Genomic DNA, 21813 nt, shown 5'->3' on the forward strand with positions numbered 1-21813 from the left:
CATTGTACTTGCCGTGCTTGAGCGTGGGCCGTGTTCACTGGGGGCGGCGCCGGCCCTCCGATGCCCCGGCGGCGTCTAGAGCGACCAGTCGATCGGGGAGGCGCCCATCGCCTCGAGTGCGGCGTTCGCGCGCGAGAACGGGCGCGAGCCGAAGAACCCGCGCGAGGCGGACAGCGGGCTCGGATGCGCCGAGGCGATGATGAAGGCGTTCGACAGCAGCGGCGCGAGCGTCTGCGCGTTGCGGCCCCACAGGATCGCGACGAGCGGCAGCGGGCGGCCCTGTTCGTCCACGCGCGCGTTGAGCGCCTTGACCGCGGCGTCGGTGACCGGTCGCCATCCCTTGTCCTGATGGCTGTTCGGATGGTGCGCCTCGACCGTCAGGCTCCTGTTGAGCAGCATGACGCCCCGCCGCGTCCAGGGGCTCAGGTCGCCGTTGCGCGGCGGCGGCACATGCAGGTCGTCCTGCAGTTCCTTATATATGTTGATCAGGCTCTTGGGAAGCGGGCGCACATCGGGCGCCACCGAGAAGCTCAGGCCGACCGGGTATCCCGGCGTCGGATACGGGTCCTGCCCGACGATGAGCACCTTGACGTCGCGCATCGGCGGCACCCGGAACGCGCGCAGGATGTCGTGCGCGGCCGGCAGGATCTGCCTGCCTTCGGCGGCCTGTTCGCGCAGGAAGTCGCCCATATGGTGGATCTGCTCCTCGACGGGGGCGAGGGCGAGCGCCCACTGCGGGTCTATCGATTCGCTCAGTGGCTTGCATGGTCTGCTCATGGCTCCAAGCGTACCCGCGGCGTGGGTCCTGCGGCGTTGCGGCGTGCCCAGTGCCTTCGTTATAGTGAGTTGCGGGAACGTCGTGCGCGCGCCTTGATGACCGCGCCGGCCGCGCACACGCCCGTACGACACGGAAGGACCATTATGGCTCGCAAGGACAGCGAAGGTTACGACTCCTACCCGAAGGACGCCTACGACGACCCGCCCCAGGGGCCGGTCGGCGTGCACCGGGGCGCCCGCCCCTGGGGCGTCAGGCTCACGCCGTTCGCCATCGTCATCATCGCCGCGGTCGCCGCCGGCGTGCTGTTCTGGGGCATCTTCTCCGGCGAGGCGGCGAACCTGCTGCGCGGCCGCGTCTCGTCGTCGGCGAGCTCGAGCGCGCAGGTCGCGCAGACGACGGCGGCCGCCGGGAACGGCGAATCCGCGGCCTCGTCGGACGAATCCTCGTCTGCGTCGTCCGAACCGGCCTCCCCGAGCGAATCGGCGTCGCCGTCCGAACCGGCCTCCCCGAGCGAATCGTCCCAGGCGCCGACGCCCGAGGAGTCGCAGCAGGTCAACAAGGCGGCGGCGATCAGCGTCGTCAACGGCACCGCCCAGGACGGCTACGCATCCACCGAGGCGCAGAAGCTCGTCGCCGAAGGCTACACGAACGCGACGCCGATGAACCCCGGCGACATGGCGCTGCCCGGGCAGAGCGTCGTGTGGTACCAGAACGACGCCGATCTGGCCACGGCCCAGGCGGTCGCCAACACGCTTGGCATCTCCGCCGTCGAGCAGGCGCCCGGCATCGGGGCGCCGGTCGTCGTCGTGCTCATGCAGTGATCCCCGGTTCACGGCAGACGTCACGGGTCCGCGCGCCTTTGGGTGCGCGGACCCGTTTTTCTGCGCCCGGGACGGGAGGAAACGCCGTCCGGGGCGTCCAAATTCGGGGCGTGCGCCGCATCCCGGTCATATGGGTGGCTACACTGGGGTAGCGATTGCGGTCTGATTCCCGATGATTGGGGACGTTTTAGGTCACGGGTCATGCCGATCGTGATCTTCTATGGTTTGGCTAAAGAAAGAAATAGGGAAATGACACAGGGAACCGTCAAGTTCTTCAGTGCTGGCAAGGGTTATGGTTTCATCACGGCGGCGGAGGGAGGAAGCGACGTCTTCGTCCATTATTCGGCGATTCAGTCGGACGGCTTCCGCACGCTGCGCGAGGGCGACGCCGTCGAGTTCGCGCTGGAGGACACGCCGAAGGGGCTGCGCGCGACGAAGGTATCGGTGATCAAACGGTAGCATCCCGCCGCAAGCCCCGTCCCGGCCGGACGCCGACCCGCGTGGAACCGCCCGCGGGAACGCCGTCCGGCCTTGTCGTATCCGGGACACACCGATGGGCGCCGGCGCGGCGCGCCGCACATCCGGCCGGTCATATCTTGCCCACAGCGCAATGTGCAGCATGTCGGGTTGGCACTCGAGCGGTGAGAGTGCTAATCTGCGATGTAGCACTCGGGCGATGGGAGTGATCGCCGAAAGCTGACGGTCGGCGGCCGCTTCGATGTCCCGGGTGATGTCGTAATGACGTATCTATCCCATAGCGGAGGAACACATGGCAAAGATCATTGAATATGATGAGGAAGCGCGCCAGGGCATGCTGGCCGGTCTCGACAAGCTCGCGGACACCGTCAAGGTGACGCTGGGACCGAAGGGCCGCAACGTCGTGCTCGACAAGACCTACGGTGCGCCGACCATCACCAACGACGGCGTCTCCATCGCCAAGGAGATCGACCTTGAGGATCCGTTCGAGCGCATCGGCGCCGAGCTCGTCAAGGAAGTCGCGAAGAAGACCGATGACGTCGCAGGCGACGGCACCACCACCGCGACCGTGCTCGCCCAGTCGCTCGTGCACGAGGGCCTCAAGAACGTCGTCGCCGGCTCGAATCCGATCGCGCTGCGCCGCGGCATCGAGAAGGCCTCGGACGCCATCGTCAAGGAGCTCGTCGCCTCGGCCAAGCCGGTCGAGACGAAGGAGCAGATCGCCGCGACCGCGACGATCTCCGCCGCCGATCCCGAGGTCGGCGAGAAGATCGCCGAGGCGCTCGACAAGGTCGGCCAGGACGGCGTCGTGACCGTCGAGGACAACAACCGCTTCGGCCTCGACCTCGAGTTCACCGAGGGCATGCGCTTCGACAAGGGCTACATCTCCCCGTACTTCGTCACCAACGCCGAAGATCAGACCGCGGTCCTCGACGACCCGTACATCCTGCTCACGTCGAACAAGGTCTCGTCGCAGCAGGACGTCGTCCACATCGCCGAGCTCGTCATGAAGACCGGCAAGCCGCTGCTCATCGTGGCCGAGGACGTCGACGGCGAGGCGCTGCCGACGCTGATCCTCAACAACATCCGCGGCACCTTCAAGTCCTGCGCCGTCAAGGCCCCGGGCTTCGGCGACCGCCGTAAGGCGATGCTTCAGGACATGGCCATCCTCACCGGCGGCCAGGTCGTCTCCGAGGAGATCGGTCTCAAGCTCGACTCGATCGACCTGTCCGTCTTCGGCACCGCGAAGAAGGTCATCGTCTCCAAAGACGAGACGACGATCGTCTCCGGCGGCGGCTCGAAGGAGGACGTCGAGGCCCGCGTCGCGCAGATCCGCGCCGAGATCGAGAACACCGACTCCGACTACGACCGCGAGAAGCTGCAGGAGCGTCTCGCCAAGCTCGCCGGCGGCGTCGCCGTCATCAAGGTGGGCGCCGCGACCGAGGTCGAGGCCAAGGAACGCAAGCATCGCATCGAGGACGCCGTGCGCAACGCGAAGGCCGCCATCGAAGAGGGCCTCGTGCCCGGCGGCGGTGTCGCGCTCGTGCAGGCCGCTGCGAAGGCCGAGAAGAACGTCAAGCTCGAAGGCGACGAGGCCACCGGTGCCGCGATCGTCTTCGGCGGCATCGAGGCGCCGCTCAAGCAGATCGCCGACAACGCCGGCCTCTCCGGCGACGTCGTGCTCGACAAGGTGCTGTCGCTGCCCGAGGGCGAAGGCTTCAATGCCGCGACCGACACCTACGAGGACTTGATGGCCGCCGGCGTCACCGACCCGGTCAAGGTCACCCGTTCCGCGCTGCAGAACGCCGCGTCGATCGCCGGCCTGTTCCTGACGACCGAGGCCGTCGTCGCGAACAAGCCGGAACCGGCCCCGGCCGCCGGCGCGGGCCAGGACATGGGCTACTGATCCACGTCCGCTACCATGCGACGATGACCATGGCCGCCTGACCATGGGAAGGTCCCGACTCCCCGGAGGGGGAGCCGGGACCTTCGTCGTTCGGCGAGGGGCGCCGCGCCGCGTCAGCCGGCCGCGAAGAGCCTTGCGGCCGCATGCTCGGCGTCGGCGTACACCGTCGACGCCTGCGTGAGCGCCTGCTGGATCGATTCCAGCGACCGCTCCATCTGTTGCTGCGCGGCGCGCCACTGCGCGGCGAGCGCCGTGAACTGCGTCGCCGCGGCGCCGTGCCAGCAGTCCTGCAACGCGTTGAGGTTCGCGTACATGCCGCCCACCGCCTGCCTGATCTGCGCGACCGACGAGCACACCGCCGCGCTCGACGCCTGGATGCGTTCCGAATCCACCTGATACTGGGGCATCGTCCCTGTTCCTTTCTTCCGTTGTTCCGATGAACTGCCGCTCCGCCTTGGCGGAACGCCGGAGGGCATGTGACCGCCGACCGGTACTGTGGAATGTATGACAACGCGAATCGAGAACCAAGGCGAGACGACCCCTGTGTACGGACGGAACGGTCGTCCACATTCCACCGACGGCGTGATGCGGCGGCTCGCGCGCCGATGCGCGGCGTCCGCGCTCGCCTTCGTCCTCGCCGGCGCGCTCGCCGGCGCGCCCGTCGCCCTCGCCGACGACCCGTCGCCCTCGCCGACGACGTCGCAGACCGCCGACGGCGCCGCGACCGACGACGCGACGACCGCCGTCGACCCCAACGGCGGCTACATCCTCGACACGCAGAACCTGCTCGGCAACGACATCGCGAAAGTCTCCGACGCGATCACGCGCACGCGTGAGCAGACCGGCGTGCAGGTGCGCCTCATCTACGTCGATTCGTTCAACTCGACCGACCCGCCGGACGAATGGGCGCGCCAGACGCTCCGGTCGCTCGATCCGGAGCCGAACACCGTGCTGCTCGCCGTCGCGTCGAACGACGGCAACCTCGCCGTCGTCGTCTCGCCGGGCTCGGACGAATGGCTGGGCAGCCAGAAAAGCGTCGACGCGCTCTCCGAGGCGGCGTCGGCCCCTCTCACCGACGTCAAGGCCGGCGAAAGCCCCGACTGGGCGCGTTCGGCGATCGACATGATGGACGTCATCGCCAAGGAGAAGGACACGGCGACGTCCCGTTCGGCCGTCGCGGTCGGCCTCATCGCGTTCGGTGGCGCCGTCGCGCTCGCGGCCGTCGTCGTCGGCGTCGCCGTCGTCGTGCGCCGCCGGCGCGAGGTCGCCGCCAGCGCGGAAGCGGGGGTCCGCGACGAGGAGCAGGTTGCGCATGACAATGCGTCCACTGATGCCACTGATGCCACTGATGCCACCGATGTCACCGAGGGCACTGATGCCGCCGACGCGGACGCCGCATCGGCGGGGACGGACGCCGCGGCCGTGGCGCCCGCGGCCGATGCCGCCTCCCCAACCGCCGAGACCGCCGTCGAGGGCGCCGATCCGCATGCGAAGTACAAGGGATGAGCCGGCGGTCGCGAGGATGCGCCGGTATGCGACGGAACTCACAGAGGACATTCAGGAAACCTTCAGACGGCGAGTCCATCATGAGCGGTATGAACGCGAGCAAAGGTACTGAAGCAAAGATCGTCGTCGTCGACGACGAGCCGTCCATCCGCGAGCTCCTCGTCGCCTCGCTGCATTTCGCCGGCTACGAGGTCGAGACCGCGGCCTCCGGGTCCGAGGCGATCGAGGTCATCGAACGCACGAAGCCGGACCTGATCATCCTCGACGTCATGCTGCCGGACATCGACGGCTTCACCGTCACGCGCCGCATCCGCCAGGAGGGCATCGACGCGCCGGTCCTCTTCCTGACCGCACGCGACGACACGCAGGACAAGGTCATGGGGCTGACCGTCGGCGGCGACGACTACGTGACCAAGCCCTTCAGCCTCGAGGAGGTCGTCGCGCGCATCCGGGCGATCCTGCGCCGTACGCGCGAGCACGTCGAGGACGATCCGGTCATCCGCGTCGGCGATCTCGAGATCAACGAGGACTCGCACGACGTGACGCGCGCCGGCCAGCCCATCGACCTGAGCCCCACCGAGTACAAGCTGCTGCGCTACCTGATGGACAACGAGGGGCGCGTGCTGTCGAAGGCGCAGATCCTCGACCACGTCTGGCAGTACGACTGGGGCGGCGATGCGGCGATCGTCGAATCGTACATCTCCTATCTGCGCAAGAAGGTCGACGACCTCGAGGTGACCGACGAGGACGGCACGAAGCGCAAGGTGCAGCCGCTGATCGAGACGAAGCGCGGCATCGGCTACATGATCAGGGTCCCGCGCAGCTGAACGCGCCCGGGACGGCGGGTGGATCCTCACGGGGGAACGGCAAGGAACGGCAGGAGGCACGGACGATGGGCAGGACCGGCACAGGCGCGGCCTCGCGAGGCGAGGGCGGGCCGCTTGCGCGTGTCTCGTTGAGCGCGAAGCTCGTCGCCTCGATCATCGTGCTGCTGTCGGTGGGCACCGTGTGCATCTCGCTGGCGCTCACGCAGCTCGTCAGCAACTACATGATGCAGCGCACCGACAGCCAGCTGCTGCAGCAGGCGGAGCTCGTGTTCAAGAACACGGTGCTGCTCAACGACAAAGCGAACGCGTCGAATCCGATGATCAGCTACTATGTGCAGGCCTACGACGCGTCCTCGCACACGTCGACGGTGCTGCTGCAGCCGGTCTACAAGGACGGCGTCGTCTCCCGCCCGCAGCTGCCGGCGAACGGCGACCTCTCCGGCCACGAACTCGCGAAGCCGTACACGACGCCGGCGATCGTCGACACGTCGAACGCGACGCGCACCCCCGACCATTCGACGATGACGATGGCCGAGTATCCGTGGCGCGTCGTCGCGCTGCGCTGGATCAGCGAGGACGCGAACGGCATCCAGCACGACCGCGGCATCATCTATATCGGCCTGTCGCTGGGCAACCAGATCGACATGATTGACAACCTGACGAAGTTCTGCGTCATGGTGAGCATAGCCGTCGTCATGCTCGGCGGCGTCGTCAGCGCGTTGCTCGTGCAGCGCACGCTCGAGCCGCTCAAACGCATCGAGAAGACGGCCGCGAAGATCGCCAACGGCGACCTGTCGCAGCGCATCCCGTCGGCGCCGGAGGGCACTGAGATCGGCTCGCTGTCGCGTTCGCTCAACCTCATGCTCGCGCAGATCGAACGCAGCTTCCGCCAGCAGCAGGCGACGACCGACAAGATGAAACGCTTCGTCTCCGACGCGAGCCATGAGCTGCGCACGCCGCTCGCCGCGATCCACGGCTACGCCGAGCTGTACAAGATGCAGCGCGGAACCGGCGACGCCGCCGACGCGCTCTTGCGCGCCGACGATTCGATCGACCACATCGAGGCGTCGAGCGCGCGCATGACGGTGCTCGTCGAGGACCTGCTCTCGCTCACCAGGCTCGACGAGGGCCAAGGCATCTCGATCACGCAGCGCGTCGACCTCGGCGCCGTCCTCGCGGACTCGGCGAGCGACCTGCACGCGCTCGACCCGGAACGCCGCATCAGTACCGGCGTCGTGGGCCTCGACATGGCCGACCCGGCGCATCCGGCGCTGACGATGACCGACGGGCCGCTGCCGAAGGTCACGATCATCGCCGATGGCGCGCGTCTGCAGCAGGTCGTCACGAACATCGTCGGCAACATCCACCGCTACACGCCGCACGATTCGCCGGTCGAGCTGTCGCTCGGCGTCATCGGTGTGGCGATGGACGTCGACGAACTGGCGCAGCTGCCGCCCGACGACGAGTCGATGGCGCGCGTGTTGCGCGCAGCCGCCGAATACACGACGACGAACCGCGGCATGATGGTCGCCGTCGCGCGCTTCGCCGACCACGGTCCCGGCGTGCCGGCCGAGGCGCGTGCGAAGATCTTCGAACGCTTCTACACCGCCGACCCCTCCCGCGCGCGACTCAAGGGCGGCACCGGACTGGGCATGGCGATTGCGCACTCGGTCGTCAACGCGCATCAGGGCTTCATCTGCGCCGGCGAGAGCGACGGCGGCGGCCTGACGCTGACGTTGGTCCTGCCGCTCACGCGCGGCGACGACACGACGTTGGACGATGCCGCGGGCGCCGATCAGGCGCATAAGGACGCCGACCGCAGGGACAGGACGCGCAAGGGCACCGCGCACAAGGAGGCCGCCGGCAAGACCGTCCGCCGTCCCCCCGCGGCGCGCACGCCGTCCGGCGAAGGCGGAAGGAAGGGCTTCGAGTCCAGGGGACGGCTCCGGACCGCATGAGCGGCGCATGCGCCCCGTACACGCCGGACCCCATGCGCCGCCTATGCCGAACGCAAGCGCTCGACGGATGCGCAGGCGGTGCGGTAGAATGAAGATTTGGTAAGAACGCGGGGAGGTCCCCGCGTCAGGACGGCAACAGTAACAAGACGATAATCTGGTGAACAGTGAGAGGTGGACATGCCTAGCGGACGTGTACGTTGGTTCGATGCGAAGAAGGGATTTGGGTTCATCGCCGGCGATGAGGGTCCGGACGTGTTCCTTCCGCAGACCTCGCTGCCTGCGGGGGTGAGCGAACTGCGCAAGGGCGCCCGTGTCGAGTACTCGGTCGTCGACGGCAACCGCGGACCGGTCGCGATGAGCGTGACTCCGGTCAGGACGGCCCCGTCGCTCGTCAAGGCGACACGGCCGAAGCCGGACGACATGGCTGCGATCGTCGAGGACCTCATCAAGCTCCTCGACGACGCCGGCAACCAGCTGCACCGCCGCCGCTACCCGTCGCAGGCGGACAGCCACAAGCTCGCGCAGCTGCTGCGCGCCGTCGCGGACAACTTCGACGTACAGGAATGAACGATGGCAGAAGAATTTGACCCTGAGGCGCTTGCGCGCGCCGTCGCGATCGACACGGCCCAGGACGCCTCCCACGTCGGCGACTTCGTGACGAGCGAGACGACCTGCGACGGGGTGACCGATTTCCGTTTCGTGGCGACGATGGTCGGCTATGAGGGCTGGCAATGGTCGGTCACGTTGTTCCACGACGTCGGTGCGGACCGATGGACCGTCGACGAGGCGTCGCTGATCCCGACCGACAAGGCGCTGCTGCCCCCGCCATGGGTGCCGTGGAAGGACCGCCTCGAACCCTCGGATCTGTCGGTGACCGACTCGATCGGCACCGAGCCCAGCGACGAACGGCTCGAGGCCGGCGTCACCGAGGAGGCGGTCGAGCGGATCGAGACGACCCATGGACCCGTCGACGAGGCCGCCGCGAAGGACGCCGTCCGGGGGGCGCAGACGGCCGAGACGATCGCCGGGACGCGCCTCGACGCCGCCGCGGCGGTCGTCGAAGGCGTCGAGACGGTGACCGAGGCGGTCGAGGATGTCGAGGAAGGGCGGCGCGACGCCGATGGGGCGGATGGCGCCGGCTCGGCGACGACGCAGCAGGACCTGCATGACGCGATCGAGGAGTTCGACCTGTCGCGGCGTTCGGTGATGTCGCCGATCGGACGCGCGCAGACGGCGCAGCGCTGGTACGACGGGCCGCACGGCCCCAAGTCGCTTTCGACGAAGACGGCGAACGGCAACGTGTGCTCGACCTGCGGTTTCTTCATCTCGCTGCGCGGCGACCTGTCCGAGATGTTCGGCGTCTGCGCGAACCGTTGGAGCCCCGACGACGGACGCGTCGTCTCGCTCGACCACGGCTGCGGCGAGCATTCGCAGATCGAGCCGCCCGAGCCGAGCCGTCTGTGGATCCAGACGAAGCCCGCCTACGACGACGTGCATATCGACATCGTCGCGCAGAGCCCGCGCGAGGAACGCGGCGAAGTCGAGTTGATCGAAACGATCGTCGACGCGAAGAGGCACGGCGTTGCCGGCGGCCTGCACGGCGCGGACGCGGCGGACGGCGACGACGTGCGCCGCGAGGAGCGGCGTGCCGTGCAGGGCGCCGTCGTGCCGATGCCCGACGCCGACGCGCAGCGTGAGGCGGCTCGTGACGCGATCGCCGACGAGGCGGCCGCCGATGCGCCGCGGCAGGCCCAAGCGCAGCAGATCGTCGACGCGGCCGAGGACATCGTCACCGACGAACAGCGCGAGACGGTCGCCGCCACCGGCGACGAGGACACGATCGGCCACACACAGGTCGTCGCCGAGTTGACGACGGACGCCGAAGGCGAAGGAGAGGACTTCGTCGATGCGCTGGAGGCGAAGGCCGAGGCGGCGCAGGACGCCGATGCCGCTGCGACGACGGCGGACGCCGGGGCGTCGGCCGTCGTCGAGCCGGAGGACTCCGCCCAGATGGAGGACGCTGCGCAGCAGGAAACGCTCGAGCGTGCCGAGATCGAAGTCGAGAACATCGCCGGGGCCGCATCCGACGCGACGCAGGGGAATGAGGACGTCGTCGAGCCGTATCAGGAGGCGCACGACTGACCGATCCGCGGCGCCGCCGATGCGGATGACGGCGGATACGGCGGGGGCGTGTGACGGCATCATCCGTCACACGCCCCCGCCGTATCCGCGAAGACTGGGCTCCTTCCCGCCGTCAGCGGTCCGCCGCCGACGCCGTATCGCGCCGCGCACTGTTAGACTGCGTGTCCGACTGCGCCGCCGCCGACTGCCGGGCGGAGGAATCGGGCGACGGCGACGCAGCGCCGGTCTGGGTAGGCGTCGGCGTCGCGCTCGGCGAGGAGGTCGGCGAGGCCGACGTGCTCGGCTCCGGCGAGGATGTGGCCGTCGCGTCGGGCGTCGGCGTCGCGCTCGCCGACGGGTCGCTCGTCGCGCTCGGCGCCGGCGACGGTTCCTCGGTGACGGTCGCGGTCGGCTCCGGCGTCGTCGCATCGGAGGAGGACCCGTTGTCGAGGCCGTCGATTGTGCCACCGGTGATCGCGAGCAGCTCCTTCGCGATCGTGATGTAGACGTCGTGCAGCTCCTTCGACGTCTTCGCATGCGCCTTGAGATCGTTGTCCCGCGTCGTGATCGTGCATGCCGGGATCGCCGGTTCCTTGCCGGCGTCGTCCATCAGGACGTTGAGCCTGCGCAGGTCGTCGGTGTCGATCCGCGTCTTCGTGTCGTCGATGTACGTCTTCGTCGAGTCGATCGCCATGTCCGCGAGCCGTTTCGCCTCGGCGGCCTGCGCCGCCTGCGTCTGGCACGAGGCCATCGCCTTCGCGCGCGGCGTGCCGCTGATGTTGCCGTTCGCGTACAGGTAGCCGAAGGCCGCGCACAGCACGAGCACGCCGACGACGGCCGTCAGCCACGGCAGGCGCCGGCGCCGCTTCGTCGAACGGCGCAGCTCGGAGCGGTCCTCATGATCGGGATGGTCGTCGCCGTCCTGATGCTTCGAGCGCTCCGACCTGCGTCCTTCGCCGTCGTCATCGTCATCGTCATCGTCATCGCGCGGTGCGAAGGAGGAAGGCGTCTGCCTGTTGAACTCGGCCGTGTCGCTCGACGCCTCCCGCGTCGCGTCGCATGCCGAGATGGATTCCTCGATCTCGTGCGCCGACGTCGTCTCGTCGTTCGTCGTCTCGTCGTCTCGTGAGTGCGTGTCGTTCGTCATCGTGTCCTCATCAGCCTTCCGGATGCACTCAGTCTATGCGCCGCACGGAGGGACGCGCCGCGACGCTGAGCTCAGGGTGAACCGCGCCGAGGCGCGCGCCGCTCAGTGCACGACGGTGACGTTGCATTCGGCCGAGTTGATCACCTGCTTGGAGACGGAGCCGAGGAAGTGCGCGTCGAGACCGCTGAGGCCGCGTGAACCGACGACGACGTGCCGCGCGTACCGCGACGCGCTCACGAGCCCCTTGCCGGGGGAGATGTGGAACGCGTTCGGCGTCACGTCGAGCGGCTTCGGCAGCTTCACGTCGTCGATGAACCCCTCGAGGCGGCGCATCGCGTACTTCTGGGCGACGTCCATCGGCGCGACGCTCGTCTCATAGCCGGGCACCGTGTCCAGATCCTTGATCCTCCAGAAGAACATGACATGCAGCGGCGCGTCGTTGAGCCTGGCGAGGCCGGCCGCGAACACGAGCGCGCGCCGCGATATGTCCGAGCCGTCGACGCCGACGACGATCGGGCGCGCCGTACGCGGGATCTCGACGTGCGGCGTCACGAAATGCACGTCCTGGTCGTTCGGCGACAGCGCGTTCGCGATCTGGTCCTGCACGTCGATGTCCTCGTCCTGCGCGCTGCGGATGATCGTGACAGGAACACTCGCCTCCTCGGCGAGCGACGAGGAGAGCGAGCCGAGCAGCCAGCGCGCGACGCGGCTCATCGAACGCCGTCCGATGACGATCTGCTGTGCGTTCGCGCCGATCTCGAGCAATGCCGTGCTCGCGGCCGCGCGGAACGACGTCAGCTCGATCTGCTCGTCGGCGAGGTCCATGTCCTTCGACGCCGCCTCGACCCAGACATGCAGTTCGTCGGCGATGCGCTCGCGCAGCGCATCCGCCTTGTTCGCCGGCTCGGGACCCATGTCCCACGAATACGACCACCCGTACACGGCGTTGACTCGCTGCCCGGACAGCCGCGCCTGCTGCAGCGACCAGCGCAGCGCCGAGAACGATTCGGGGGAGCCGTCGACGCCGACGACGATGTCCCCGGAGGGATTGAGGGAATCGATTGCTGCGTTCATGCGTTGCTCCTTCGTTGGTAGTATCGGCCGGCCCGTGCGCATACGGCGCCGGACTCGTTCCTCGTCGCGCGCCCCGCGCGCGGCTTCGCTCACCATCTTCAAGCATAACGTAGTCGTCCGGCGGAGAAACTCGGACGGCATGGAAATAAACGTCATCAGAAATCTGTAGAGTGGTGTGGAATTACTAAGTCATGGAAGGACAAGCATGTTCGAACGGTTCACCGACCGTGCGCGGCGCGTCATCGTGCTCGCGCAGGAAGAGGCTCGTGCCCTCCAGCACAACTATATTGGCACCGAGCATCTGCTGCTCGGCCTGATTCGTGAGGGAGAGGGCGTCGCCGCGAAGGCCTTGGAGGCCAAGGGCGTCACGCTCGAGGACACGCGCAAGCAGGTCGAGGAGATGATCGGCAAGGGCAATGCGGCGCCGAACGGCCACATCCCCTTCACGCCGCACGCCAAGCAGGTGCTGGAGCTCTCGCTGCGTGAGGCGCTGCAGCTGGGGCACAGCTACATCGGCACCGAACACATCCTGCTCGGCCTCATCCGCGAGGGTGAAGGCGTGGGCACCCAGGTCCTCATCAAGATGGACGTGGACCTCGGGGAACTGCGTACCACGACGATCGACATGATCCGTGGCAATTCGAACGGTTCGGAAGACAAGGGCGACATGGCGAACGCCGGCGGCGTGCAGGACAAGCGCGGCCAGAGCGGCTCCGCCATCCTCGACCAGTTCGGCCGCAACCTCACCGCCGAGGCGCAGGAAGGCAAGCTCGACCCGGTCATCGGGCGCAGCAAGGAGATCGAGCGCGTCATGGTCGTGCTCTCGCGTCGCACGAAGAACAACCCGGTGCTCATCGGCGAGCCGGGCGTCGGCAAGACCGCCGTCGTCGAAGGGCTCGCGCAGAAGATCGTCTCGGGGGACGTGCCCGAGACGCTCAAGGACAAGCAGGTGTATTCGCTCGACCTCGGCTCGATGGTAGCGGGATCGCGCTACCGCGGTGATTTCGAGGAGCGCCTCAAGAAGGTGCTCAAGGAGATCAAGACGCGCGGCGACATCGTGCTGTTCATCGACGAGATCCACACGATCGTCGGCGCGGGCTCCGCGGACGGCGCGCTCGGCGCGTCCGATATGCTCAAGCCGATGCTCGCGCGCGGCGAGCTGCAGACGATCGGCGCGACGACGACCGACGAATACCGCAAATACATCGAGAAGGACGCGGCGCTCGAACGCCGTTTCCAGCCGATTCAGGTCGCCGAGCCGTCGATCGCCGAGACGATCGAGATCCTTAAAGGTCTGCGTGCACGTTACGAGAACCATCATCATGTGACGATCACCGACGGCGCGCTGCAATCGGCCGCGGAGCTCTCCGCGCGCTACATACAGGACCGCAACCTGCCGGACAAGGCGATCGACCTGATCGACGAGGCCGGCGCGCGTCTGCGCATCAAGCGTCTCACGGCGCCGCCGGAGCTCAAGGAGCTCGACGGCCGCATCGCGAAGATCGCCAAGGACAAGGACCAGGCGATCAAGGACCAGGAGTTCGAGAAGGCCGCCGAGCTTCGCGACAGCCAGGAGAAGCTGGAGGGCGAACGCAAGGAGAAGGAGAAGGCCTGGCGCGAAGGCGAATCCGACGTCCGTATGGTCGTCGATGAGGAAGTCATCGCCGAGGTCATCTCGCAGAGCACCGGCATCCCGGTGTTCAAGCTCACGCAGGCGGAATCGAAGAAGCTCATGTCGATGGAATCGGAGCTCCACAAGCGCATCATCGGCCAGGACGAGGCGGTCTCCGCGCTGTCCCGTTCGATTCGCCGCACGCGTGTGGGTCTCAAGGATCCGAAGCGCCCGGCGGGCTCGTTCATCTTCGCCGGCCCGACCGGCGTAGGCAAGACCGAGCTCGCGAAGACGCTCGCGCAGTTCCTGTTCGACGACGAGGACGCGCTCATCCGCGTCGACATGTCGGAGTTCTCCGAGAAGTACGCCGCGTCGCGCCTCTTCGGCGCGCCTCCGGGATACGTCGGCTACGAGGAGGGCGGCGAGCTCACCGAGAAGGTGCGCCGCAAGCCGTTCTCGGTCGTGCTCTTCGACGAGATCGAGAAGGCGCATCCGGACATCTTCAACACGCTGCTGCAGGTGCTCGACGACGGTCATCTCACCGATGGCCAGGGACGTAAGGTCGATTTCAAGAACACGATCATCATCCTGACGACGAACCTCGGCACGCGCGACATCGCGAAGGCGGCGAACACCGGCTTCAACATGGGCGGCAACACCGAGTCGAGCTACCAGCGGATGAAGGACCAGGTCTCGAACGAGCTCAAGCAGCAGTTCCGCCCCGAGTTCCTCAACCGTCTCGACGACATCATCGTGTTCCGCCAGCTCACCGAGCCGCAGGTGCGCCAGATCGTCGATCTGGACGTCAAGCAGCTCAACGACCGCCTCTTCGAACGCCACATGGAGCTCGACCTGACGGACAAGGCGAAGGACCTGCTCGCGCAGAAGGGCTTCGACCCGCTGCTCGGCGCGCGTCCGCTGCGTCGCGTCATCCAGCGCGACATCGAGGACACGATCTCCGAGAAGATCCTGATGGGCGAACTCAACGACAACGAACGCGTGGTCGTCGACGCCGAAGGCGACGGCATCCTCGGCGAGTTCACCTTCAAGGGCGAACCCTTCGAGCTGCCGGCGGCCGACGAGGGCGATGCGAGCAAGGACGTCGTCGTCGAGGAGCCGCAGCCGGTGGGCGGCGCCGAATGAGCCTGTGCTGACGACGCGTATCCGCCGCGATGAAAGGGCGCGCACCGAATCCCGGTGCGCGCCCTTTCGTATCGTGCGTCCCGCAGCCCGCGTCAGTCCGGATCATGCGACGACGTGAGAAGGTTCGCCATGCGTAAAAGCGACGGACGGAAAATACGGCAGTACGGCGCGGGAATGACGGCGGACGCGCGGCGATTATCCTGATGGGGAGAATCGGAGGATGTCACGGGCGTCGCGCCTACCATCGTCAATAGTCATCGGAAAGTCGATGAGCACGAAAGGACTTGATTATGGCCACTTTGGAACTTGGTACGATCGACGCGCAGACCATCGATCCGGAGGCGTTGACGCGCGCATACGACGCCTATCAGCATGACGCTTTCGACGGATACTTCCCCGACGAGGAAGGCGTGGGCGCGCTCGCGTCGGGCTTCGTCGGCGCGGCGGTGTCCACGATCGCGGCACATGCCGGATCCGGCGAGGAGACGTCGTTCATCAACGAGGACACGGCGGCGCAGGACGTGGACACGCTGCGTTCGTCGTTGAAGACGGACGGCTTCCGCACACCGCTGCTCACCATCGCCCATGAGACGGTGAAGTCGTGGCTCGCCGCGCAGTTCGAGGACGCTGACGATCCACTGCGCACCGCGATCGGCGCCTACGCCGACGACGTGTTCGCCGCCGCGCCGCGCGACGAGCAGGAGGCTTCGCTCAACGCCGCGCAATACATTCAGGAAGGTCCGGCGCTCGCGGCCATCATCAACGAGATCAGCGAAGTCAACATCGAGCATCTGTCCGGCAACGACCTGCAGTCCGGCGCCTTCCTCGTCTACGACGGCACCAAGTACGGAACCGCCACCGACGATCCGAACATGGTGCTCTTCGAATGACGCATGCCTCCCTGCGCCACCGGTAGCGACTCCTGCCGATGGCATTGCTTGTAGGCGGCGCGCGCCACCCATGACCTAGTGGTTTTGATTGTTGCGATTGCGATTCCCTATCGGTCGCAGTGTTCTTCATGGTGCGGCGGACATCCGATACGGTTGTCCGCCGCACCTTTCCTTTTGCGTCTTTTCGCGGCGCCTGCCTGCTGATGGCGGCGAGGGCGTCGATCGCCGCCGCAAGAGGATGCGGACCAGGGGCATTGCGATCGGAGCCGCCGCCCGTAAGCGGGACGGCGTTGTACGTGCCGTAAGATTCCGCAAGATGATGTGGCGGGAGCGCCGGCGGCGACGATGCCGTCGGCAGGGGGAGGGCGATGGATGCGCCCCGAGCATGTGACTTCTAATCTCAAGTTCGGCGGATGCCGCCCGTAAGCGTTGGATGCGGGCCGCATCCGGGTAAGCCAAGGCCGGGGATGGGCACCGCCGGTAAGGGGCATAGGCGGCGCGTGCCGCCCGTAGCCGGTGATCGGGAACGGTGGCGCCGGTAAACGATCGGAGGCGGCGTCCCGATGAGCGACGGGGGAGCGGAGAGCGTGCGCAGAGGGATGGCGGAAACGTGGCGTCAGGCGATGGACGCGAAAAACGAATGGACAGGAAACGAACAGGAAAACGAAGGAGGGACGCACCATCGGGTGCGTCCCTCCTTATGCGTCGCTCCGGAAGCGGACGCGATCACATGATCGCGTTGAGCCACTGCTCCTTCGTAGCCTTCTCGGCTTCGAGCTTCGCCTTGACCTTCGGGTCGCTCGCCTTGGCGATCCGCTCGTCGAGTTCATCGAGCTGCGCCTTGAGCTGCCCCTCGAAGCTGGACTTGCGGGCGTCGGCCTCCGGATCGCTGCGCTTCCACGCGGCGTCCTCGACGGCCTTGATCTGCTTGTCCACGTCATCGAGACGCGATTCGATGCGGCGCATGTCCTCGCGCGGCACATAGCCGATCTGATCCCATTCCTCCTGGATCTCGGCGAGTTGGCGGCGCGCCTGCTTCGCCTCGGCCTCGTCCTTGACCGGCACGAGCGCCTCGGCCTTGACGAGCAGCGCCTCCTTCTTCGCGAGGTTCTCCTTCTCGGCGCTGTTCATCTGGTCGCGGTCGGCCTGACGCGCGTTGAAGAACGTGTCGGCGGCCTCGCGGAACTGCGCCCACAGCGCGTCGTCCTCCTGGCGGCCGGCGCGTCCCGCCTGCTTCCAGCGGGCCATCAGGTCGTTGAAGCGATGCGAGGTCTCCGCCCATGCGGTCGAATCCTTGAGCTCGTTCGCCTCGGCGATGATCGCCTCCTTGGCCTTGCGTGCGGCCGCGCGTTCGTTGTCACGCGCCTGCGCCCACTTGCGGCGCGACTGGTTGAAGGTCGTGCGCGCCGACGAGAAGCGCTTCCACAGCGCGTCCGCGTCGGTCTTGTCGATGCGCACGGTCGTGCGCTGATGCTGCTGCCACTGGTCGAACAGCGAACGGAACTTGTCCGCCGTGGAACGCCAGTTCGTGTTGTCGCCGAGGCCCGCGGCGAGCTCCTCCGCCTTCTCGACGATCTTCGTGCGTTCGGTGACCGCCTTCGCGACGGCCTCCTTGCGCGCGGCGGCGATCGCCGTCTTCTTCTCCTGCGCCTTCGTCTTGAGCTCCTCGAAACGGCTGCGCAGCGCGGGGATGTCGCCGACGACGTCGGGCTTGGCGAGCTCCTCGCTCAGCGCCGTCACCGTCTCGTCGATCTCGCGCGGCTTGATCGAGTTCGACTTGAGACGCTGCGCGAACAGGTCGAGCTTCGCCTTGAGGTCGAGGTAGCGGCGCGCGTACAGCGAGAGCGCCTCCTCCTTCGAGGCGTCCGGGAACTGACCGACCTCACGTTCCTCGTCGCCGTCCTTGACGTAGACGGCGCCGTTGTCGTCGACGCGGCCGAAGCGCTCCGCGTCCTTGATCTCCGATTCGCCGAAGCCGCCGGTCTTCGGGGTCGGAACGTGCGCCGCGTTCTTCGCGAACGCCGCCGGCGAGGGAGCATGGGCCTTGATGGCCGCCGGCGTCGGCGCTGCCTTCGCGTTCTTCGCCGCTTCGGTGGCGGACGTCTGCTGCGTCGGGTCGTTGGTCTGGGGTTCGGTGACGTTGTTGTCGGCCATAGTCAGCTCCTTAGGCTTGGTGGACACGTAAGAATGGGAACGTATCCACACTCTTACGCCTCTAGTGTAGGCAATGGTATCGATACATTTTCCGCGACATCCCTTATGATGTGGAACCGTGGCAAAAGGTGCATCTATATCAGGTTTCCCAGAGTGGCTCCCCTCTGAACGCGTAGTGGAGCAGCGTGTCATCGACACGCTCCGTGAAGTATTCGAGCTCAACGGGTTCATCGGCATCGAGACCCGCGCGATCGAACAGGGGTCGAGCCTGCTCAAGAAAGGCGAGACGAGCAAGGAGATCTACCTGCTCTCGCGTCTGCAGGAGGTCGGCCATGAGTCGGACACCCCCGTCGAGCAGCGTCTCGGGCTGCATTTCGACCTCACGGTGCCGCTGAGCCGCTATGTCGTCGAGCATTCGGGGCAGCTGCCGTTCCCGTTCAAGCGCTGGCAGATCCAGAAGGTGTGGCGCGGCGAGCGTCCGCAGGAGGGGCGTTTCCGCGAGTTCGTCCAGGCCGACATCGACGTCGTCGGCGAAGGCACGCTGCCCGAGCACTACGAAGTCGAGCTGCCGCTCGTCATGGTCGGCGCGCTCGAGCGGCTGCGCGAGTTCGGCCTGCCGAAGGCCACCGTCCACGCGAACAACCGCAAGCTTTCCGAAGGCTTTTACCGCGGCCTGGGCCTGACGGACATCGAAGGCGTGCTGCGTGAGATCGACAAGCTCGACAAGATCGGCGCCGACGAGGTGGCCTCGCTGCTCGTGTCCGAATGCGGAGCGACGCCCGACCAGGCGAAGGCGTGCCTCGAGCTCGCGCAGATCACCGCGTCCGACGGCGCCGCGCTCATCGACCGTTTCGACGGCCTGTGCGAGATCCACCACATCGATATGGACGGCGGCGACTACGCGATGGCGAAGGAGGGTCTCGACACGCTGACGATGATCGTCGATGAGGCCGCGCGCATCCGCCCGGGCTCGGTCATCGCCGACCTCAAGATCGCCCGCGGACTCGACTACTACACCGGATCCGTCTACGAGACCTTCCTCGACGGCGCCGACTCGCTCGGCTCGATCTGCTCGGGCGGCCGCTACGACAACCTCGCGACGCAGGGCAGCCGCAAATATCCGGGGGTCGGCCTGTCCATCGGCCTGTCGAGGCTCGTCTCCTACATGCTGCACTCGGCCGGCGCGACCGCGTCGCGCATCTCGCCGGCGTGCGTCCTCGTCGCCGTGTGGAACGAGGAGAACCGCGCCGACTCGAACGAGGTCGCGCGCCTGCTGCGCGCGCGCGGCATCGCGGCGGACGTCGCGCCGACGGCCGCCAAGCTCGGCAAGCAGATCAAATATGCCGACAAACTCGGTATCCCCTATGTGTGGTTCCCCAACGAGGACCCGGCGGACGACGGCCCCGACCAGGTGAAGAACATCGTCAGCGGCGAGCAGACCGACGCCGATGCGCGGTCATGGGAGCCGGATACTGTGTATGCCCAGCAAACGGTGAAGACGAACGCCTGAGCCGCCCGCGCCGGCACGCTCTGCGGATGCGGGCGCGCCGGCGCGACGCAGGAACCACAACAACCGAAAAACGAACAGAATAGAGGAAGTATGAGCCAGACGGCTTATCGCACCCATCACGCCACCGAGGTTACCGAGGATCTCGTCGGCGAACGCGTCACGCTCGCCGGTTGGGTCGACCGTCGCCGCGACCACGGCGGCGTCGCATTCATCGATCTTCGTGACAGCAGCGGACTCGTGCAGGTCGTCATCAACGACGAGGAGATGGCGCGGCCGCTGCGCAGCGAATACGTCATCGAGGTCGAGGGCGCGGTGCGCCTGCGTCCGGAAGGCAACGAGAACGACCATCTCGCGACCGGCAAGGTCGAGGTCGTCGCCGACCGCATCGACGTGCTCGCGAAGTCGGACGCGCTGCCGTTCCAGGTGTCCACGGCGCTCGAGAACGAATCCGAGAACAAGCTGCCGGGCGAGGACGTGCGCCTCAAGTACCGTTATCTCGACCTGCGTCGTCCGGCGATGCAGCGCAACGTCAAGCTGCGTTCGGACATGATGCGCGCCGCGCGCGCCGTGCTCGACAAGCTCGGCTTCACCGAGGTCGAGACGCCGACGATGATCAAGTCGACTCCGGAGGGCGCGCGCGACTTCGTCGTGCCGGCGCGCCTCGTGCCGGGTTCGTGGTATGCGCTGCCGCAGTCGCCGCAGCTGCTCAAGCAGCTGCTCATGGTCGCGGGCGTCGAGCGCTACTACCAGTTCGCGCGCTGCTACCGTGACGAGGACTTCCGCGCGGACCGCCAGCCGGAGTTCACGCAGCTCGACATGGAGATGGCCTTCGTCGATCAGGAGGACGTCATGGCGATGGCCGAGCAGGTCATCGCGGCGATCTGGAAGGCCGACGGCTACGACGTCAAGCTGCCGATCAACCGCATCACCTGGCAGGACGCGATGGACAAGTACGGTTCGGACAAGCCGGACCTGCGCTTCGGCAATGAGCTCGTCGAGCTCACCGACTACTTCAAGGACACGCCGTTCCGCGTATTCCAGGCCCCGTATGTGGGCGCCGTGCTCTTCAAGGGCGGCGCCGCCACGCCGCGCCGTCAGTTCGACGCGTGGCAGGATTGGGCGAAGCAGCGCGGCGCGAAGGGACTCGCATACGTCGTCTTCGCCGAGGACGGCGAGCTCAAGGGGCCGGTCGCGAAGAACCTCTCCGAGCAGGAGCGCGCCGGGCTCAAGGAGGCCGTCGGCGCCGAGGACGGCGACGCTGTGTTCTTCGCCGCGGGCGCGCGCGAATCCTCGCAGCTGCTGCTCGGAGCCGTGCGCGTCGAGCTCGCCGAGCGCGCCGGACTGCTCAAGCCCGACGAGTTCGCGTTCACGTGGGTCGTCGACTTCCCGCTGTTCAAGCGCACCGATGATCCGGATGACGACGACGTGGCCGTCGGTCACTCGAAGTGGACGTCGATGCACCATCCGTTCACGATGCCGTCGAAGGATTGGATCGACACCTTCGACAAGGATCCGGAGCACGCGATGAGCGATTCGTATGACATCGTGTGCAACGGCAACGAGATGGGCGGCGGCTCGGTGCGTATCCACCGCGACGACATCCAGGACCGCGTGCTCAACGTGCTCGGCATCACGCCCGAGGAGGCGAACGACAAGTTCGGCTTCCTGCTCGAGGCCTTCAAGTACGGCGCGCCGCCGCACGCGGGCATCGCGCTCGGCTGGGACCGCACCGTCGCACTGCTCGCCGGTGCGGACTCGATCCGCGACGTCATCGCCTTCCCGAAGGCCGGCGGCGGCCGCGATCCGCTCACCGGCGCACCCGCTCCGATCAGCGATGAGCAGCGCGCGGAGACCGGAGTCGACTACGATCCGGAGGAGGACGACTGAGT

General features: G+C 67.2%; 17 protein-coding genes. 12 read left to right on the forward strand and 5 right to left on the reverse strand.

Annotated elements, in window-relative coordinates; genetic code table 11:
• Nucleotides 1–75 precede the first annotated feature (75 nt).
• Nucleotides 76–777 carry a uracil-DNA glycosylase gene (locus D2E22_RS04725; RefSeq protein WP_126031964.1) on the reverse strand — a complete coding sequence of 234 codons (702 nt, stop codon included), beginning with the start codon at nt 775–777 and terminating at the stop codon, nt 76–78.
• Between the two features lie 144 nt (nt 778–921).
• Here D2E22_RS04725 and D2E22_RS04730 point away from each other — a divergent pair, with 144 nt between their 5' ends.
• The 3 genes from D2E22_RS04730 (at nt 922) to groL (ending at nt 3982) form a co-directional block, all read left to right on the forward strand.
• Nucleotides 922–1599, forward strand: coding sequence for a LytR C-terminal domain-containing protein (locus tag D2E22_RS04730; protein ID WP_126031965.1), 678 nt, complete (start codon nt 922–924; stop codon nt 1597–1599).
• A 249-nt stretch (nt 1600–1848) separates the two neighbouring features.
• Nucleotides 1849–2058: a cold-shock protein gene (locus tag D2E22_RS04735; protein WP_126031966.1), complete on the forward strand. Its 210-nt coding sequence runs from the start codon at nt 1849–1851 to the stop codon at nt 2056–2058.
• A gap of 310 nt (nt 2059–2368) precedes the next feature.
• Nucleotides 2369–3982 carry a chaperonin GroEL gene (gene groL, locus D2E22_RS04740; RefSeq protein WP_126031967.1) on the forward strand — a complete coding sequence of 538 codons (1614 nt, stop codon included), beginning with the start codon at nt 2369–2371 and terminating at the stop codon, nt 3980–3982.
• Nucleotides 3983–4095: 113 nt separating this feature from the next.
• On the opposite strand, the gene D2E22_RS04745 is transcribed toward groL, so the two are convergent.
• Nucleotides 4096–4389: a WXG100 family type VII secretion target gene (locus D2E22_RS04745; protein WP_095613161.1), complete on the reverse strand. Its 294-nt coding sequence runs from the start codon at nt 4387–4389 to the stop codon at nt 4096–4098.
• Nucleotides 4390–4486: 97 nt separating this feature from the next.
• Here D2E22_RS04745 and D2E22_RS04750 point away from each other — a divergent pair, with 97 nt between their 5' ends.
• From D2E22_RS04750 to D2E22_RS10985, 5 genes are all read left to right on the forward strand, one after another.
• On the forward strand, nt 4487–5488 hold the full coding sequence (locus tag D2E22_RS04750) for a TPM domain-containing protein (RefSeq protein ID WP_126031968.1): 1002 nt from the start codon (nt 4487–4489) through the stop codon (nt 5486–5488).
• Nucleotides 5489–5577: 89 nt separating this feature from the next.
• A complete protein-coding gene (locus D2E22_RS04755; protein ID WP_126032107.1) occupies nt 5578–6315 on the forward strand; it encodes a response regulator transcription factor in 738 nt (245 codons plus the stop codon).
• Nucleotides 6316–6380: 65 nt separating this feature from the next.
• The gene (locus D2E22_RS04760) at nt 6381–8273 is read left to right on the forward strand and encodes a sensor histidine kinase (RefSeq protein ID WP_126031969.1); all 1893 of its coding nucleotides are present in this window, start codon (nt 6381–6383) and stop codon (nt 8271–8273) included.
• A gap of 177 nt (nt 8274–8450) precedes the next feature.
• Nucleotides 8451–8840 (forward strand): cold-shock protein, encoded by a 390-nt coding sequence (locus D2E22_RS04765; protein ID WP_126031970.1) that lies wholly within the window; start codon nt 8451–8453, stop codon nt 8838–8840.
• A gap of 3 nt (nt 8841–8843) precedes the next feature.
• A complete protein-coding gene (locus D2E22_RS10985) occupies nt 8844–10415 on the forward strand; it encodes a DUF3027 domain-containing protein (RefSeq protein ID WP_126031971.1) in 1572 nt (523 codons plus the stop codon).
• A gap of 112 nt (nt 10416–10527) precedes the next feature.
• On the opposite strand, the gene D2E22_RS04775 is transcribed toward D2E22_RS10985, so the two are convergent.
• Both D2E22_RS04775 and D2E22_RS04780 read right to left on the reverse strand, forming a co-directional pair.
• Nucleotides 10528–11541 carry a hypothetical protein gene (locus D2E22_RS04775; RefSeq protein ID WP_126031972.1) on the reverse strand — a complete coding sequence of 338 codons (1014 nt, stop codon included), beginning with the start codon at nt 11539–11541 and terminating at the stop codon, nt 10528–10530.
• A 102-nt stretch (nt 11542–11643) separates the two neighbouring features.
• Entirely contained in the window at nt 11644–12615 is a 972-nt protein-coding gene (locus D2E22_RS04780) for a universal stress protein (RefSeq protein ID WP_126031973.1), read from the reverse strand.
• A gap of 205 nt (nt 12616–12820) precedes the next feature.
• On the opposite strand from D2E22_RS04780, the gene D2E22_RS04785 reads away from it, so the two are divergent.
• The gene (locus D2E22_RS04785) at nt 12821–15370 is read left to right on the forward strand and encodes an ATP-dependent Clp protease ATP-binding subunit (protein ID WP_126031974.1); all 2550 of its coding nucleotides are present in this window, start codon (nt 12821–12823) and stop codon (nt 15368–15370) included.
• Nucleotides 15371–15660: 290 nt separating this feature from the next.
• A complete protein-coding gene (locus tag D2E22_RS04790) occupies nt 15661–16260 on the forward strand; it encodes a hypothetical protein (RefSeq protein WP_126031975.1) in 600 nt (199 codons plus the stop codon).
• Nucleotides 16261–16986: 726 nt separating this feature from the next.
• Here D2E22_RS04790 and D2E22_RS04795 read toward each other — a convergent pair.
• On the reverse strand, nt 16987–18414 hold the full coding sequence (locus D2E22_RS04795; protein WP_126031976.1) for a DUF349 domain-containing protein: 1428 nt from the start codon (nt 18412–18414) through the stop codon (nt 16987–16989).
• 118 nt (nt 18415–18532) lie between these two features.
• On the opposite strand from D2E22_RS04795, the gene hisS reads away from it, so the two are divergent.
• Together hisS and aspS are read left to right on the forward strand one after the other, a co-directional pair.
• Complete coding sequence (gene hisS, locus D2E22_RS04800; RefSeq protein ID WP_126031977.1) at nt 18533–19924, forward strand: histidine--tRNA ligase; 1392 nt, start codon at nt 18533–18535, stop codon at nt 19922–19924.
• 90 nt (nt 19925–20014) lie between these two features.
• Entirely contained in the window at nt 20015–21811 is a 1797-nt protein-coding gene (gene aspS / locus D2E22_RS04805; protein WP_126031978.1) for an aspartate--tRNA ligase, read from the forward strand.
• Nucleotides 21812–21813 lie beyond the last annotated feature (2 nt).

The sequence above is a fragment of the Bifidobacterium castoris genome (assembly GCF_003952025.1).
Classification (GTDB): Bacteria; Actinomycetota; Actinomycetes; order Actinomycetales; family Bifidobacteriaceae; genus Bifidobacterium; species Bifidobacterium castoris.

Bases quoted from the DNA above. Each gene is read 5' to 3' on its own strand.
- D2E22_RS04790 (WP_126031975.1), top strand. From the start codon at position 15,661: ATGGCCACTTTGGAACTTGGTACGATCGACGCGCAGACCATCGATCCG.
- aspS (WP_126031978.1), top strand. From the start codon at position 20,015: ATGAGCCAGACGGCTTATCGCACCCATCACGCCACCGAGGTTACCGAG.
- D2E22_RS04725 (WP_126031964.1), bottom strand. From the start codon at position 777: ATGAGCAGACCATGCAAGCCACTGAGCGAATCGATAGACCCGCAGTGG.
- D2E22_RS04795 (WP_126031976.1), bottom strand. From the start codon at position 18,414: ATGGCCGACAACAACGTCACCGAACCCCAGACCAACGACCCGACGCAG.
- D2E22_RS04735 (WP_126031966.1), top strand. From the start codon at position 1,849: ATGACACAGGGAACCGTCAAGTTCTTCAGTGCTGGCAAGGGTTATGGT.
- D2E22_RS04780 (WP_126031973.1), bottom strand. From the start codon at position 12,615: ATGAACGCAGCAATCGATTCCCTCAATCCCTCCGGGGACATCGTCGTC.
- D2E22_RS04750 (WP_126031968.1), top strand. From the start codon at position 4,487: ATGACAACGCGAATCGAGAACCAAGGCGAGACGACCCCTGTGTACGGA.
- D2E22_RS04745 (WP_095613161.1), bottom strand. From the start codon at position 4,389: ATGCCCCAGTATCAGGTGGATTCGGAACGCATCCAGGCGTCGAGCGCG.
- D2E22_RS04755 (WP_126032107.1), top strand. From the start codon at position 5,578: ATGAACGCGAGCAAAGGTACTGAAGCAAAGATCGTCGTCGTCGACGAC.
- D2E22_RS04775 (WP_126031972.1), bottom strand. From the start codon at position 11,541: ATGACGAACGACACGCACTCACGAGACGACGAGACGACGAACGACGAG.
- D2E22_RS04730 (WP_126031965.1), top strand. From the start codon at position 922: ATGGCTCGCAAGGACAGCGAAGGTTACGACTCCTACCCGAAGGACGCC.
- D2E22_RS04765 (WP_126031970.1), top strand. From the start codon at position 8,451: ATGCCTAGCGGACGTGTACGTTGGTTCGATGCGAAGAAGGGATTTGGG.
- D2E22_RS10985 (WP_126031971.1), top strand. From the start codon at position 8,844: ATGGCAGAAGAATTTGACCCTGAGGCGCTTGCGCGCGCCGTCGCGATC.
- groL (WP_126031967.1), top strand. From the start codon at position 2,369: ATGGCAAAGATCATTGAATATGATGAGGAAGCGCGCCAGGGCATGCTG.
- D2E22_RS04760 (WP_126031969.1), top strand. From the start codon at position 6,381: ATGGGCAGGACCGGCACAGGCGCGGCCTCGCGAGGCGAGGGCGGGCCG.
- D2E22_RS04785 (WP_126031974.1), top strand. From the start codon at position 12,821: ATGTTCGAACGGTTCACCGACCGTGCGCGGCGCGTCATCGTGCTCGCG.